13 protein-coding genes are annotated in these 13,322 nt (G+C 70.6%); 7 read left to right on the forward strand and 6 right to left on the reverse strand.

Annotation, left to right across the window (positions count from 1 at the left end; all coding sequences use genetic code 11):
• The first annotated feature begins 6 nt into the window (after positions 1-6).
• Genes ACQEVC_RS41190 through ACQEVC_RS41215 form a run of 6 tightly spaced genes read left to right on the forward strand, consistent with a single transcriptional unit; the run spans position 7 to position 8,589 of the window.
• Positions 7-2,724, forward strand: coding sequence for a lantibiotic dehydratase (locus ACQEVC_RS41190; protein WP_432892010.1), 2,718 nt, complete (start codon positions 7-9; stop codon positions 2,722-2,724).
• Positions 2,717-3,784 carry a lantibiotic dehydratase C-terminal domain-containing protein gene (locus tag ACQEVC_RS41195; RefSeq protein ID WP_432889253.1) on the forward strand — a complete coding sequence of 356 codons (1,068 nt, stop codon included), beginning with the start codon at positions 2,717-2,719 and terminating at the stop codon, positions 3,782-3,784. The genes ACQEVC_RS41190 and ACQEVC_RS41195 overlap by 8 nt, the downstream gene beginning before the upstream one ends.
• A complete protein-coding gene (locus tag ACQEVC_RS41200; RefSeq protein ID WP_432889256.1) occupies positions 3,781-4,998 on the forward strand; it encodes a peptidase M50 in 1,218 nt (405 codons plus the stop codon). Before ACQEVC_RS41195 ends, ACQEVC_RS41200 begins: the two co-directional genes overlap by 4 nt.
• On the forward strand, positions 4,995-5,918 hold the full coding sequence (locus tag ACQEVC_RS41205) for an ABC transporter ATP-binding protein (protein ID WP_432889258.1): 924 nt from the start codon (positions 4,995-4,997) through the stop codon (positions 5,916-5,918). Before ACQEVC_RS41200 ends, ACQEVC_RS41205 begins: the two co-directional genes overlap by 4 nt.
• Positions 5,915-6,670 carry an ABC transporter permease gene (locus ACQEVC_RS41210; protein ID WP_432889261.1) on the forward strand — a complete coding sequence of 252 codons (756 nt, stop codon included), beginning with the start codon at positions 5,915-5,917 and terminating at the stop codon, positions 6,668-6,670. Before ACQEVC_RS41205 ends, ACQEVC_RS41210 begins: the two co-directional genes overlap by 4 nt.
• Positions 6,667-8,589, forward strand: a complete 1,923-nt coding sequence (locus ACQEVC_RS41215) for a TOMM precursor leader peptide-binding protein (protein ID WP_432889264.1) — start codon at positions 6,667-6,669, stop codon at positions 8,587-8,589. Before ACQEVC_RS41210 ends, ACQEVC_RS41215 begins: the two co-directional genes overlap by 4 nt.
• A gap of 77 nt (positions 8,590-8,666) precedes the next feature.
• Here the strand turns inward: ACQEVC_RS41215 and ACQEVC_RS41220 are convergent, their stop codons facing one another.
• The 4 genes from ACQEVC_RS41220 to ACQEVC_RS41235 all read right to left on the reverse strand — a co-directional run bounded on the left by ACQEVC_RS41220 (position 8,667) and on the right by ACQEVC_RS41235 (position 9,563).
• The gene (locus ACQEVC_RS41220; RefSeq protein ID WP_432889266.1) at positions 8,667-8,846 is read right to left on the reverse strand and encodes a thiazolylpeptide-type bacteriocin; all 180 of its coding nucleotides are present in this window, start codon (positions 8,844-8,846) and stop codon (positions 8,667-8,669) included.
• An 83-nt stretch (positions 8,847-8,929) separates the two neighbouring features.
• Entirely contained in the window at positions 8,930-9,124 is a 195-nt protein-coding gene (locus tag ACQEVC_RS41225; protein ID WP_432889269.1) for a thiazolylpeptide-type bacteriocin, read from the reverse strand.
• Positions 9,125-9,169: 45 nt separating this feature from the next.
• Complete coding sequence (locus tag ACQEVC_RS41230) at positions 9,170-9,346, reverse strand: thiazolylpeptide-type bacteriocin (RefSeq protein WP_432889272.1); 177 nt, start codon at positions 9,344-9,346, stop codon at positions 9,170-9,172.
• A 22-nt stretch (positions 9,347-9,368) separates the two neighbouring features.
• Positions 9,369-9,563, reverse strand: coding sequence for a thiazolylpeptide-type bacteriocin (locus ACQEVC_RS41235; RefSeq protein WP_432889275.1), 195 nt, complete (start codon positions 9,561-9,563; stop codon positions 9,369-9,371).
• A 161-nt stretch (positions 9,564-9,724) separates the two neighbouring features.
• Between ACQEVC_RS41235 and ACQEVC_RS41240 the strand changes: the two genes are divergently transcribed.
• Positions 9,725-11,017: an amidohydrolase gene (locus ACQEVC_RS41240; RefSeq protein ID WP_432889277.1), complete on the forward strand. Its 1,293-nt coding sequence runs from the start codon at positions 9,725-9,727 to the stop codon at positions 11,015-11,017.
• Between the two features lie 78 nt (positions 11,018-11,095).
• Here the strand turns inward: ACQEVC_RS41240 and ACQEVC_RS41245 are convergent, their stop codons facing one another.
• Together ACQEVC_RS41245 and ACQEVC_RS41250 are read right to left on the reverse strand one after the other, a co-directional pair.
• Positions 11,096-12,679, reverse strand: a complete 1,584-nt coding sequence (locus ACQEVC_RS41245; RefSeq protein WP_432889280.1) for a phospholipase D family protein — start codon at positions 12,677-12,679, stop codon at positions 11,096-11,098.
• Positions 12,680-12,750: 71 nt separating this feature from the next.
• Positions 12,751-13,281 carry a DUF6879 family protein gene (locus tag ACQEVC_RS41250; protein ID WP_432889282.1) on the reverse strand — a complete coding sequence of 177 codons (531 nt, stop codon included), beginning with the start codon at positions 13,279-13,281 and terminating at the stop codon, positions 12,751-12,753.
• Positions 13,282-13,322 lie beyond the last annotated feature (41 nt).

Here is a 13,322-nt window from a genome sequence, read left to right on the forward strand (position 1 = left end):
CGGGCCATGATGACGTTCCGGACAGCCGAGGAAGTCGCGCCGCCACGGCGCCGTCTGGGTACCCACTTCGCGGTACGGGTCGGCGGCCTGCCGTACGACGCGGTGGCGGCGTTGCGCTGCCCGGAGGCGGCCAGGTACGCCGGCGAGCTCCTCGACCTCGAAGCCGAGCTGCGCACCGACGCGGACCGCGTCAGCGACGTGCTGCACGACCTGGTCGGAGCCAACGAAGACGGCGAGTCACGCCGGCGGCTGCTCGCGTTGCGCCGGCAGATCTTCAAGGGGGTGCTGCCCGCCGACCAGGAGGGCGCGCTCGCGGCGGTGGCTGCGGTCGACCCGACCGCGGTCGACCCGGTACGGGACTGGCTGGCCCTCGCGCAGCGGATGGCGTGGCTGCGGCAGGAGTTGGGCACCCGGCTCGACAAGGAGGTCAACGACTCCCGCGCCGAGCTGTGGCGCCTCTCCGGCGACCCGCGGCTGCGCGCCGGCATCCAGATCGCGTCACCGGCACTGGACGAGCAGCTTGTCGCCTTCGCGGGGCGTGACGGTGCGCCGCCGCCGGCGAAGAAGATGCGGCGGGTGGAACGGTCGGTCCTGTCGTACCTCTACCGCACCGCCTGCAAGACCAGCCCCTTCAGCTCGTTCACGGGCATCGGGGTGGGCGAGTTCGACGCGGGCGCGACCGAACCGGATCTTGCGGTGCCGGCGCGGTGGCACCGCTACGTCAGGCTCAACGTGGTGGTGGTGACCCGCATCGTTGATGCGATCAGCGCCGACCTCGGCCGCCGGGGCGACCTGCCGGTGGTGTTGAGCCCCGGCCTGCGCCAGGACGCCGAGCGGGTGCGGTACGTGCGGCGTTGGGTCACGCCCGGCGACGACAGCGCCTCGGTCAGCTTCGACTCGATCCAGGACGGGCTGTTCTACCTGCGTCGCAGCGGCCTGCTCGACCGGCTGACCGGTCTGCTCCAGGACGGTGCGTGGCGTTGCGCGGACCTCGCCGCCTGGCTGCGGCAGCAGACACAGGCGAGCCCGGAGCAATGCGAGGAGTATCTGTCCATCCTGCTCCGGCTGGGCATCCTGCAGGTCGACGGGTTCGCCGTCGAGGTGCACACGCCCGATCCGCTGCGCAAACTCCGGGACTTCCTCACCACCCTCGACCGGCCCTGGGCCGACGACCTGGCGGTACGCCTGGCCGAGCCGATCGAGCTCGTCGAGGCGTTCCGGGTCGGTGAACTCGCCGACCGGCGGTCCGCGCTGCGCCGGCTGCGGGAGGCACTGCGGGACATCCAGGTCTGGTTGGGAGCCGAGGCGGCGTCCCTGCCGCAGGCCCTGCTCTACGAGGACTGCCGCGTCGATGACGAGCTGTCCACCCCGGCCGATGAATGGCGACGGCTGGTCGGCGGTGATCTCGCCGCGGTGGAAGGGGTGCTGCCGGCCTTCGACATGACGCTGCCCCACCGGATCACGTTCCACGGCTTCTTCCTCGCCAGATACGGCAAGGGCGGTCGCTGCGACGACCTGCTGCGCCTCGTCGAGGACTTCCACGAGGATCTGTACGAGCAGTACGCCTCCTACACCGCCGACCTGCGACCGTTCGCCGAGGACGGTACCTACCGGCCCGAGGAGAACTGGCTCGGCCGGCCGGAGCTGCCGGCGCTCGACCGGGCCAGGCAGGACTTCGCCGACTACCTGGGCTCGGCCGCCGAGGCGGCTCCGGAGGCGCCCGAGATAGAGCTCGATCCCACGGTGCTGAACAAGCTCAGTCGAGGCGTGCGCGACCTGCTCGGCGGGTTCCGGCCGCAGGCTCACCTCGTCCAGGTCGCCCGGCGGCGGGAGGGTCCCCTGCTGGTGCTCAACCAGTCCCTCGGCGGGTTGTCGTTCCCCTTCAGCCGCTTCACGCACTGCTTCGAGGACACCGCGCTCTCCGCGCACCTGCGGGCGCAGGCGGCCGCCGTCGCGCCGCCGGGAGCCGTCTTCGCCGAGGTGACCGGCGGCGCGGCGACCACCAACCTGAACCTGCACGCGCAGCTCACCGACTACGTCATCGTCTGCCCCGGAGAGACAAGCCTGGTGCCGGAGGCCAACCAACTGCCCCTGGCCGACCTGTACGTGCAGCACGACGTCGACACCGACCAGGTGGTGCTGCGTTCCCACCGGCTGGGCAAGGAGGTAATCCCGGTATACCTGGGCTACCTGGTGCCGATGGCGCTGCCGCAGCTACACCGCACGCTCCTGCTGCTGTCGCCGACGTCGATGGCCCCGCTCGACCTGTGGCGGGGTGTGCCGAAGCCGCCGGCCGTGGACGGCGTCACCACGCGTCCACGGGTCCGCGTCGGTGACGTGGTGATCAGCCGGCGAAGCTGGTCGATGACGGCGGCCACGCTTCCGCGTCGCGGTGATGGCGACACCGACACCGGCTGGTTCCTCGGCTGGCAGCGGTGGCGACGGGCGAACGGGCTGCCCGCCCGGATGTTCGCGACCGTGCACGGTGCGAGCGGTGGCCGGGCGAAGCAGAAACCGAAGCCTCAGTACGTCGACTGTGACAGCTACCTGTCGCTGCTGGCCCTGGAGGCGTTGCTGGACGGCGACGAGGACCGCGTGGTGCTGCGCGAGATGCTGCCCGCCGGCGACGAGCTGGTTGCCAGCTCCACCCGCGGCGGCCACGTCGCCGAGTTCGCTATCGAGACCTTCCCGATTTCCCCGACGGACGGAGCCGGAGATGACTGAGACGGAGCCGGTGACGGCCGGACAGGCTCTCGCCGCCGAGCCCGGGCGATGGCTGGCCATCCACATCTTCTACGGCGGCAGCGCCCGACCGATGCTCACCGACTGCATCCGACCGCTGGTCGACGAGTTGCGCGGTCGAAACCTGCTGGCCCGCTATTTCTTCATCAACTACTGGCTGGAAGGCCCGCACGTTCGGCTGCGCCTCAAGCCCCGCACCGCCGCCGACGAGCCCGCCGTACGCGCCGCGGCCGATGCGGCCATCCAACGGTTCCTGACCGAACGACCGGCGCTGTACGAGCTGAACGCCGGCTACCGCGCGGAGCTCTACAACATCCTGTTCGACCTGGAGTTCCCCCAGGGCAAGCCAGCCGAGCTGGTCGGCCCGGACGGCAATGTGCGGATGCAGCCGAACAATTCCTTCAGCTACCGTCCCTACGAGCCGGAGTACGGCAAGTACGGCGGCCCGGCCGGTGTCGCCCTCGCCGAATGGCATTTCCAGTACTCCAGCGATGTGCTGATCGACGCGGTCCGAACCATGAACCTCCACCTGCGGCCGGTGACCCTGGGCACCGCGGCGCAGTTGATGCTGGTGATGGCCGGCACGTTCCTGCCCGACCGCGCCGACCTCGTCGAGTTCCTGGACACCTACTTCCAGTTCTGGCACCAGGCCTTCGAGGGCACCAACTTCGTCCAGGGCATCGACTACGCGACGATGTACGAGCGGATCGCGCCGGACCTGGACCGGCGGTTCCAGCCCATCCTCGCTGCGCTGGACCGCGGCGAGCAGCACCGGTTGCCGGTGTTCCTGCGCGGCTGGGCCGAGCACGCCGGGCAGTTGCGAGAGCGGGCGTGCCGGCTCGCCGAGTCGGGGCAGCTCGCGTTCGCCTACCCGGAGGGCACTCCCACCGTCACGGTCACCGACCCGCAGGTGGCTCTGGTGCGACTGCTGTCGCCGTACCTGCACATGACGAACAACCGGCTCTACATCACGCTCCGGGACGAGGCGTACCTGGCGTACCTGCTGGGCAGGGCGTTGCGGGAGTCGTTGGCGGCGAGATGACCGACAGCGTGATGAGCGGCGGAGCGACGCGTCTCGCCCACCGGCCGCAGGTGCGGTCAGATTTGTTGTTCTCCCGGGAGCTGGGCCGCGGGCCGGACCGGGTCTATCTGGTGAAGGTCCGTGGCGGCAAGGCGTTCGAGGTCGCGGCCAAGGAGCACTTCCTGCTGAGCCGGTTGGACGGGCAGCGGTCGCTGGCCGAGATCGGCGAGGAGTACGCGGCGCGGTTCGGCCGCCGGCTGGGCCCGGCACAGTGGTCGCAACTGCTGTGGCTGCTGCACCAACGTGATCTGCTGCGGCCGCCCGGTGTGCCTGGGGCGGCGGAGGCGGATGCCGGGGTGCCGGCGGGGAGCACGGTCGCGCCACCGCGCGTACTGGGCCGGCTCGCCGCCGCATTCGCGTGGGTCTTCTCGGTCCCGTCCGGCGTCGTGATCGGTCTCGGGTTGCTGGCGATGTACGGCTCGCTCGCGGCAGCGGCTCCGGCACTGTGGCAGGCCGCCGGGCCGGCGTTCAGCGACTGGCGGTATGTGGCCGGGATCGCCGCGATCAGCTACCTCAGTGCGATGCTGCACGAGTTGGCGCACGGCGTCGCGGCGGCGCATTTCGGCTGCCGAGTCATCCGGCTCAACCTGTTGGGCTTCAGCTGCCAGGTGGAGGACTACCAGTACCTGCCGGCACGCGCCCAACAGGTGACCATCGCGGCCGCGGGCGGCGTGTCGAACAGCCTCTTCATCGTCCCCTTCGCGCTCGCCTGGCAGGCGACACCGGCCGACTCGGCCGGGCACCGATTCGCGGCGGCGGTGGTTGTCGTCGGTGCGGTGCAGAGTCTTGTCAACTTCGTCCCGGTCGCGCCGCTGGACGGGTACAAGATGCTCAGTCACCAGGTCGGCATGGTCGCTCTCGCCGAGGAGAGCCGCCGGTACCTCTGGTCGCGGCCCCGCTACTGGCTGACCCGACGCGGTCCGCGCTACCCACGGCGGGCCCGGGTGGTACTCGGGCTGTACGGCATGGCGTGGCACGCCATGATCGCCGGGGCCGGCGCGGCCATCGCGTACGGCGCCGGCCACCTGTTGCGACCGTACCTCGGTCACGCCGGGTACGCCGCGTCGACGGCGGCCGTCGTCCTGACCATCACCGTGTGGCTCGCCAGCCGGCCGCGGCGTCCCGTGCGGGCCGCCCCAACCCAGCAAACCCCGCACCACCAACGAATCCAGTGAGAGGCAAGGCGATGGAAACAAGCGCAGAACCGGCCGTGGCGGTCACGCGGCTGACCAAGTCCTACGGTGAGGTGCGCGCCGTCGACGACGTGACCCTGAACGTGCCGCGCGGCGAGTTCATCGGGTTGCTCGGGCCGAACGGTGCGGGAAAGACCACCCTGATCGAAATCATCGAGGGACTGCGGGTGCCGGATGCCGGTACGGTCACGGTGCTCGGCCACCGCCCGGCGCCGCGCAACCTGGCACTGCTGCCGCTGATCGGGGTGCAGACGCAGCAGTCGGCGTTCTTCCCGCGACTGACCGCGCGCGAGCACCTGGAGACCGTCGCGGCGCTCTACGGCCTGGACCGGCAGGCCGCGCAGCGGGCGTTGGACCAGGTCGGGCTGACCGATTCGGCCGATGTACGGGTCACCAACGTCTCCGGCGGCCAGCGGCAACGGCTCGCCATCGCCTCTGCCCTGGTGCACCAGCCCGAGGTGATCTTTCTGGACGAGCCGACCGGCGCGCTGGACCCGCAGGCCCGTCGGGACCTGTGGGCCGTGCTGCGCCAGCTCAAAGGGGCCGGAAAGACCATCGTGTACACCACCCACCACCTCGACGAGGCGGAAGCGCTCTGCGACCGCGTCGCCATCCTGCACCGCGGTCGGATAGTCGCGCTGGACACGCCGCGTCAACTCATCGGCCGGGCCGCCGCGGGCAGCCAGCTCTTGCTGCCGGTCGGCCGGCTCGCGCCGGAGCAAGCCCTCAACGTCGACGGTGTCGACTCGGTGACGGTGGAGAGCGACACGCTCATCCTGCACACCCAGCAGCTCCCCCAGGTCCTTGCCGCGCTCGGCGCCACCACCGACCTGGCCGGGGTCCAGACCAAGTCGGCCACGTTGGAAGACGTCTACCTGGAACTGATCGGAGCACAGTCATGACCGCCTTCGTGGCACTGACCCGGGCCACTCTCAAGGCGAGCAGCCGGGACACGGCAACGGTCTTCTTCACCTTCGCCTTCCCGCTGCTCTTCCTCGTCATCTTCGGCCTGATCTTCCAAGGCCAGGAGGTCGAGGAGACTGGCAACCAATACATCGACTTCATCGCCCCGGGCGTGCTCTCCTGGGGGTTGGGCAACGCGGCGGTGTTCGGGATCGCCTTCATGCTCGTGCAGTGGCGCAGGGACGACCTGTTGCGGCTGATCCGGCTCACGCCCGCCCGGGCCTCCGGCGTGGTGCTCGCCCGGCTCGTCGTCGCCGTCGTCATCGCGGTGGCCCAGTGCCTGCTGTTCATCGCGGTCGCGATGCTTCCGCCGTTCAGCATGACGGTGGCCGGGCCGTGGCCGCTCGCGCTGCCCGCCATGCTGCTGACCGTCGCCGCCTTCCTGGCGCTCGGGCTGATCATCGGTTCGGCGGCGAAGACCCCCGAGGCGGTGGCAGCCGTCACCAACTGCGTCGTCATACCCATGGCGTTCCTGTCCGGTGCGTTCATCCCGCTCGAACTCATGCCGGGTTGGCTGCAGAACATCTCGTACGCGATGCCGTTGCGCTACGTCGACGATGCCCTGGTCTACTCGCTCGCGGGCGCCGGTGAGGCAAAGGCGTACTGGGTCGCCTGTCTGGCGCTGCTCGGGTTCGCCGCCGCCTTCGCCGCGGTCGGCCTGCGCCTGTTCAAGTGGGGCAACGAGGAATGACGGGTGCACTCCAGACCGCGCCGGAGGCCCCGCTTGCCGCCGCCGCGGTACAGCTCCAGCGCGATCTCGACGCCCGATGGTCGGCCCGTCGGATGCCCGGCGGCGAGCCGCCCGCGGTGGTCACGCTCGGGGCCGTCAACGTCACGCTCGCTCCCGACCCGGTGCGCCGCAGCGCCAACGTCCACCTGACCGGTGACGCGGTACTGCTCGGGCCGTGGGGCGGTGCTCCGGGGCACTCGACGGCATGTGGGCATTGCCTCGGTGTGCGGTGGCAGCGCCTGCGTGGTCGCACCGAACGCGACGCGCTGGAGGTCGGCCTCGGGCTCCTCAACAACACCGGCATCTGGCCGGAGCTGCCTGAGTACCTCGTGGACGCGGTGTGGAACGTGTTCTGCGCGCTCGTCGACTCGCCGCCCACGGAAGGCGCCTATCTCGACCCGGACAGTGCCGCGCTGCCCCGGATCACCTCGGTGGAGCTGGGCGGCCTGCGCTCGTACACGGTGCCGCTGCTGCGCGAGCCGCTCTGCCCGAGCTGTGCCAGTACCGAACCGGAGGGCGCGACGCCGTTCGAGGCGCCGCGATCGCGTCCGAAACCCCGGCCGGACCAGTATCGTGTGCGCGGCGTGCACGAGTACGGCCTGCCGGTCGGCGCGTTGGCGAACCCGGTGTCCGGCGCGATCGGGGCAGGCGCGCTGATGAACCCCGTACTGCCGACGACCTCCGCGGTGACCGGCGGCGTCTTCAACCGTGGCTACGCCGGCCTGCTCGACATCGCCTGGAGCGGGCACGCCAACAGCTTCGCCGACAGCCTGCGCCTGGCGTACCTCGAGGGGATGGAGCGCTATGCCGGCACCCACCGGCGCCGCCCGGGCCCACCGCTGGTCGCCGCCTACACCGAGGTCGCCGACCGGGCACTCGATCCGACCTCCTGCGGCGTGTACACCGACGAGACCTACGACACCGACCCCATGGTACGGCGGTTCGACCCCTCCCGACCGATTCCCTGGGTATGGGGACACCGGATGCGCAGCGGCGAACCGATCCTGGTGCCACGGCGGTTCTGCTTCTACCTGTCGGCGACGGACGGGGACAACTTCGTTCTCTCCTCGTCCAGCGGCTGTGCCACCGGCGGCTGCCTGGAGGAGGCGATCCTGTACGGGCTGCTGGAGCTCATCGAACGGGACGCCTTCGTGCTCGGTTGGTACGGCCGGGAGCGGTTGCGCCGCATCGACCTGGACTCCTGCGACAGCGCCGCGGTGCGCACGATGGTCGACCGCGCCAGGCTCGCGGGCTACGACGTACTCGCCTTCGACAACCGGATAGACCTGACCGTGCCGGTGGTCACCACGGTGGCGGCGCGCCGCGACGGTGGGCCGGGGCTGTTGTCGTTCGCCGCGGCGGCGCACCTGGCGCCGGAGCGAGCCGTCGCCGCCGCGCTGTCCGAAACGCTGACCTACATTCCGATCAAGCGGAGGACGACGCTGCGACGGTGGCGCCAGCTAGGCGCCATGGCCGAGGACTACTCACTGGTCGAGACCGTGCATGACCACGCCGACCTGTTCGGCCTACCGGAGATGCGCGAATACGCCGAGGACTATCTCGTCGATCGCCCGCTTGAGTCGATGGCAGGGCTGTACGGCACCCCCCGGCCGGCAGATCCCGACCTGCGCCAGGATCTGCAGGGGATACTGGACGAGTTGTACGGCAAGGGCTACGACGTGATCGTTGTCGACCAGACCACCCCGGAGCAGTTCGGGATGGGGCTACGCACCGTCTGCACGATCGTGCCCGGCCTGCTGCCGATAGATTTCGGCTGGCGTCGCCAACGGGCCCTCACGATGCCCCGGCTGGAGCGAAGGATGCGCGAGCGCGGTGGTGCGGCCGACGGGCCGCGCCTGGTCCCCCATCCGTTCCCATAGTTGCGCCGTCCGTCGCGGCGGCGGCCGGCAAGCCGGATGCGCCTGTCGGCCACCGCCGCGTCAACCGTTGTCTACGGTCACGCGCTCGTCGCGGCGCACGAGGTGGAGCTAGTGCAACTGCAGCTCGAAGTCGTGGCGCACGAGGTCGAGGCGAGAATCGCCTCGGTGACGTCGGTGTAGTCGGCGATCGCGAAGGTCTCCGTCTCCAGGGCGAGGATCTCCTCGGCCAGGAGGTCGAGTTCGTTCTGCGCGTTCATGGGTTCTCCCAGGTGTGGCGGTGGGTGGCCGCCGCGTTCGACCGCGACGGCCACCACGGGTCACTGTGCTGCTGGTCGGCGGGTCAGCCGCAGCAGGAGGTGGAGGAGTTGGAGCTGGTGGACGACGTGGTGCTGCTCGTGCACGAGGTGGTGCCGGAGCAGGAGGTCGAGGCGAGGACCGCCTCGGTGACATCGGCGTAGTCGGAGATCGCGAAGGTCTCCGTCTCCAGGGCGAGGATCTCCTCGGCCAGCAGGTCGAGTTCGTTCTGCGCGTTCATGGGTTCTCCTAGGGTTGGTCGGCGGGTCAGCCGCAGCAGGAAGGTTCAAGCACTGGAGCTGGTGGACGACGTGGTGGCGCTCGTGGTCGAGGTGGTGCTGGAGCAGGAGGTCGAGGCGAGGACCGCCTCGGTGACGTCGGTGTAGTCGGCGATCGCGAAGGTCTCCGTCTCCAGAGCGAGGATCTCCTCCGCGAGGAGGTCGAGTTCGTTCTGCGCGTTCACTGACTCTCCTAGGCTTGGTCGGTCAGCCGCAGCAGGAGGTGGAGGAGTTGGAGCTCGTGCACGACGTGGTGCTGCTCGTGCACGAGGTGGTGGCGGAGCTGGAGGTCGAGGCGAGGACCGCCTCGGTGACATCGGCGTAGTCGGAGATCGCGAAGGTCTCCGTCTCCAGAGCGAGAATCTCCTCTGCGAGAAGGTCCAGTTCGTTCTGTGCGTTCACAGCGGCTCCTTTGTGCTGAATCGGGCCACGCTCTCCGGGCGAGGGCCTGGCTTTGCCATCACAGTCCACCGGGTGACGCTCACCGATCGGCCACAGCGCGCTGGCAGGGCGCCGACCGACGATGACAGTGACCTGTGAGCGCGGTGACGAAGACTTGCCGCATGGCCATCCGGGCGCTGGTGCCGACCGGTGCAGTGCACGGCGACATCCTGCGTGAGGCGCTGGGCCTGTACCGGCACCTGCACGCCAACCCCGAACTGTCCGGAGCGGAGGCACAGACCGCCGAGGCCTTCGCGGCCAGGCTGCGCGGATCCGGCTTCGACGTCACCACCGGGGTGGGTGGGCACGGGGTGGTGGGCAGGCTCACCAACGGCGCCGGCCCGACCGTATTGTTACGCGCCGAACTGGACGCGTTACCCGTTGCCGAGGAAACCGGGCTGTCCTATGCCAGCGGCGTTGTCGCCCGGACCGCCGACGGTGCCGAGGTCCCGGTGATGCACGCCTGCGGGCACGACCTGCACCTGGCCTCGCTCGCCGGCGCCGCCGCCGTGCTCTCCGCCGACCGGGAGCGCTGGCGGGGTACGCTGCTGGCGGTCGGCCAACCCGCCGAAGAGACTCTGCTCGGCGCGGCGGCCATGATGGACGACGGGCTCTACCACCGCTGGGGCCGCCCCGACGTTGCGCTGGCGCAGCACTCCGCGCCACTGCCTGCCGGGATGGTGGCACACGGCGAGCTGATGACGGCAGGTTCGGTGACCCTGGAAATCACCATCGACGGCCAGGGCGGACACCCGGCGATGCCCCACCTCTGCGTCGACCCCGTGGTCACCGCCGCCTCCATCGTGACGCAGTTGCAGACGATCCGTTCCCAGCGGATCGCCCCGTCCGAACCGGCGGTGCTCACCGTCGGGCAGTTCTCGGCCGGCAGCCGCGCCAACGTGATAGCGGACAGCGCGACAATCGGCGTCACGATGCGCGCGTACTCGGCCGCGACGCTGAGCCAGATGCGGGACGCGGTCGAACGGATAGTCCGGGCTGCTTGCACCGCCGCCGGCACACCCGGCGACCCCCGCATCGCGGTGGTCGCACAGGCCCCGGTCAACCGGCCCGATCCCTCGGTCACCGCCCGGGTACGCGCGGCGCACGCGGACGCGTTCGGCGCCGTCCGGGTCGGCGGATGGCCGCCGTCGCTCGCCGCCGAGGACTTCCCCTTGTTCGGCGCGGACGGCGTGGCCACCGGGTACTGGATGCTGGGCACGATCAGCCCAGCTCAGTGGCGTGCCGCCGCCGGTGACGCGGCTGCCAAGCTGGTACATATCCCGGGCAACCACTCGCCGCGGTTCGCCCCGCACGCCGCACTCGCGCTGCCGACCGGCATCCAGGCGCTGGTGAGCGCCGCACTCTGCTGGCTCGGTACGGACCTGGACGATGAACGACTCCCTCTCCCCTGTTGAGACGGCCGCCGTGCCGGAAACCCGTGGGTCGCCGGCGCCCGCTCTGCTGCACCAGGTGCCCCGTCTCGCCGCTCCGGTCTACCAGGTGCCGGCGCGGCGGTCCCGCCAGGCTCGCCCGTCCGGGTCGTAGACCAGCCGGTACGCCGGGACCGCCCAGAGCCGCTGGTGCCACGGCAGCCGGCTCGTCTCGTGCGGGACCAGCCGTCCCGGCGGCCGGGGACCCCGCCGGCCGCCCGCGTGCCAGTCCCGCAGCGCGTTGGCGGCGGCATCGATGGCGTCGACCGCCGAATCCGGATCGAGGAGATCGGCGTCGTCACCGGAGGTGCGGTCCAGGTGCTCGCGGAGCAGGGCCAGTCGCAACTCACGGGCGAAGCGGCGGGCCCCGTCGCCGAGGCCGGCCGGGTCGCGGGGCTCCCGTTCGTCGTGGGTGTCGTCGAGGACGGCACAGGAGAGTTCGCTGTCGTGGGTCCAGGAGCGCCGGTTGAAGTTGTCACTGCCGACGCTGCACCAGACGTCGTCCACCACACAGACCTTGGCGTGCACGTAGACGGGGATGCCGGCGTGGTTCTCCACGTCGTACACGTGCACCCGGTCCGCGGCGGCCTCCCGGCAGAGCGTGATGGCCTGCTCGCGGCCGACCTGGTTGGGTGGCAGCGCGAGCCGGCCGTCCACGTCCGGATGCCGGGGCACGACGGCGACCAGGTGCAGGTCGGGATTGTCGCGGAGTGCGTCGGCAAAGAGTTTCGCCACCTCCCGGGACCAGAGATACTGGTCCTCCAGGTAGACCAGCCGGCGGGCCCGCCTGATCGCCTTGGTGTAGCCACGGGCGACGCTCTGCTCGCCGGACCTGGCGAAGCGGTAGGCCGGGCGCATCGCCGGATAGGTGCGGAGCAGCTGGATCCGGTGTGGTCCACAGGGCGGCGGGTCGGGCGGCTGCGGCGGCAGCCGATCGGCGTGCAGGTCCGCGCCGTCGAGCTTGTCGCGTACGGTGCTGATCGGCCCGTGCTGGTCCAGCGGCGCCGGGTCGGTCCAGCGCTCCCGGAAGGTGAGGTCGAGCGCGCCGACGACCGGGCCGCGCAGCGCGAGCTGCACGTCATGCCAGGGCGGGCGGTCGCCGTACGCCCTGGCCATCCGCACCGCCTGCGGGTCCCCGCCATGGTCGGCGTCGTCGCGCCGGCTGTGGCACAGGTCGATGCCGCCGGCGAACGCGACATCCCGCTCCGGCTCGGCCGGATGCCGGAGTACGACCAGCTTCTGGTGGTGCGAGCCGCCGCGCCGGACCCGCTGGTCGAGCAGTACCTCGCCACCGGCCGCCTCGACCGCCTCGCCGAGGTGCCGGTTCTCCTCCTCGCTGTAGGTGAATCGGTCGAGGTGGGAGCGCCAGATCAGGCCCTTGACGACGACGCCGCGCCGGGCGGCGGCGGAGAGCAGCCCGCCGATGGTGGGGCCGTCGTCGCGCAGCCGCTCGTCCGGGTCGCCCCGCCAGTCGGTGAAGAAGACGTGGTCGCCCTCTTCGAGGGCGTCGACCTCCATGACGAGCCGGTCGAAGTAGCTGACGCCGTGGATCAGCGGCTCGGCCAGGTTGCCCTCGGTCCAGGCGGGTAGGGCGGAGTCGGGGTTGTCCCGCTCCGCCTCGCTGAGAAACCAGTCCTGAACAGGCACGGGACACCTTCCGCTAGGCGATCACCTCACGGTAGGACGGGCGGGGCCGCTCTGCATCCCGTACGCCCCACTCAGCCGACCGACCCATCGGTGACGTAGGCGGCGTGCGGAATGGCCCGCTGCCACACCTGCCGGTGCACGGCGCAGCAGCGTTCCACGACGTACGGGTCGGTGGTCTCCGCGCCCCCGGCGAACTGGCCGCTGGGCTCGAAGATCGTGAAGACAACCCGGCTGTCGTCGAACAGCCAGAAATCATCGAGCGGTAGGTCGATGCCATCGGCCCGGTGGCGGGGCAGCCAGCGGATGTCCTCACCGGCGGCGATGTTCAGCTCCGCGACCGTCAGACCCCAGCGCACGTAATCGACGTGCGGCACCGTCACTACCCGGGCACGCGCGACTCTTCGGCCCGCAGCCGTGGTCTGGGCCACGAGATTCAGCCAGGGCTGATGCCAGGCGAAGTCGTCCGGCTTGCCTTCCAGGAACAGCCGGAGCGGTTCGCTTTCCTCCGAGGTGTGGTAGGTGTCCTGCACCTCTAGGTGGAAGGCGATGCGGTCGAAGGTACGGAACAGGTGGTCGAACGCCTCACCCCTCAAGAGCCGCATCCCCATCCCCTACCTGCCATCTGTGCTACCTGCCGACCTCG

It is taken from the genome of Plantactinospora sp. CA-294935, from assembly GCF_050936445.1.
GTDB lineage: Bacteria > Actinomycetota > Actinomycetes > Mycobacteriales > Micromonosporaceae > Plantactinospora.

Excerpts from the sequence above, each read along its gene's own strand:
- ACQEVC_RS41190 (WP_432892010.1), top strand. The coding sequence starts at position 7 with ATGATGACGTTCCGGACAGCCGAGGAAGTCGCGCCGCCACGGCGCCGT.
- ACQEVC_RS41195 (WP_432889253.1), top strand. The coding sequence starts at position 2,717 with ATGACTGAGACGGAGCCGGTGACGGCCGGACAGGCTCTCGCCGCCGAG.
- ACQEVC_RS41200 (WP_432889256.1), top strand. The coding sequence starts at position 3,781 with ATGACCGACAGCGTGATGAGCGGCGGAGCGACGCGTCTCGCCCACCGG.
- ACQEVC_RS41210 (WP_432889261.1), top strand. The coding sequence starts at position 5,915 with ATGACCGCCTTCGTGGCACTGACCCGGGCCACTCTCAAGGCGAGCAGC.
- ACQEVC_RS41215 (WP_432889264.1), top strand. The coding sequence starts at position 6,667 with ATGACGGGTGCACTCCAGACCGCGCCGGAGGCCCCGCTTGCCGCCGCC.
- ACQEVC_RS41220 (WP_432889266.1), bottom strand. The coding sequence starts at position 8,846 with ATGAACGCGCAGAACGAACTCGACCTCCTGGCCGAGGAGATCCTCGCC.
- ACQEVC_RS41225 (WP_432889269.1), bottom strand. The coding sequence starts at position 9,124 with ATGAACGCGCAGAACGAACTCGACCTGCTGGCCGAGGAGATCCTCGCC.
- ACQEVC_RS41240 (WP_432889277.1), top strand. The coding sequence starts at position 9,725 with ATGGCCATCCGGGCGCTGGTGCCGACCGGTGCAGTGCACGGCGACATC.
- ACQEVC_RS41250 (WP_432889282.1), bottom strand. The coding sequence starts at position 13,281 with ATGCGGCTCTTGAGGGGTGAGGCGTTCGACCACCTGTTCCGTACCTTC.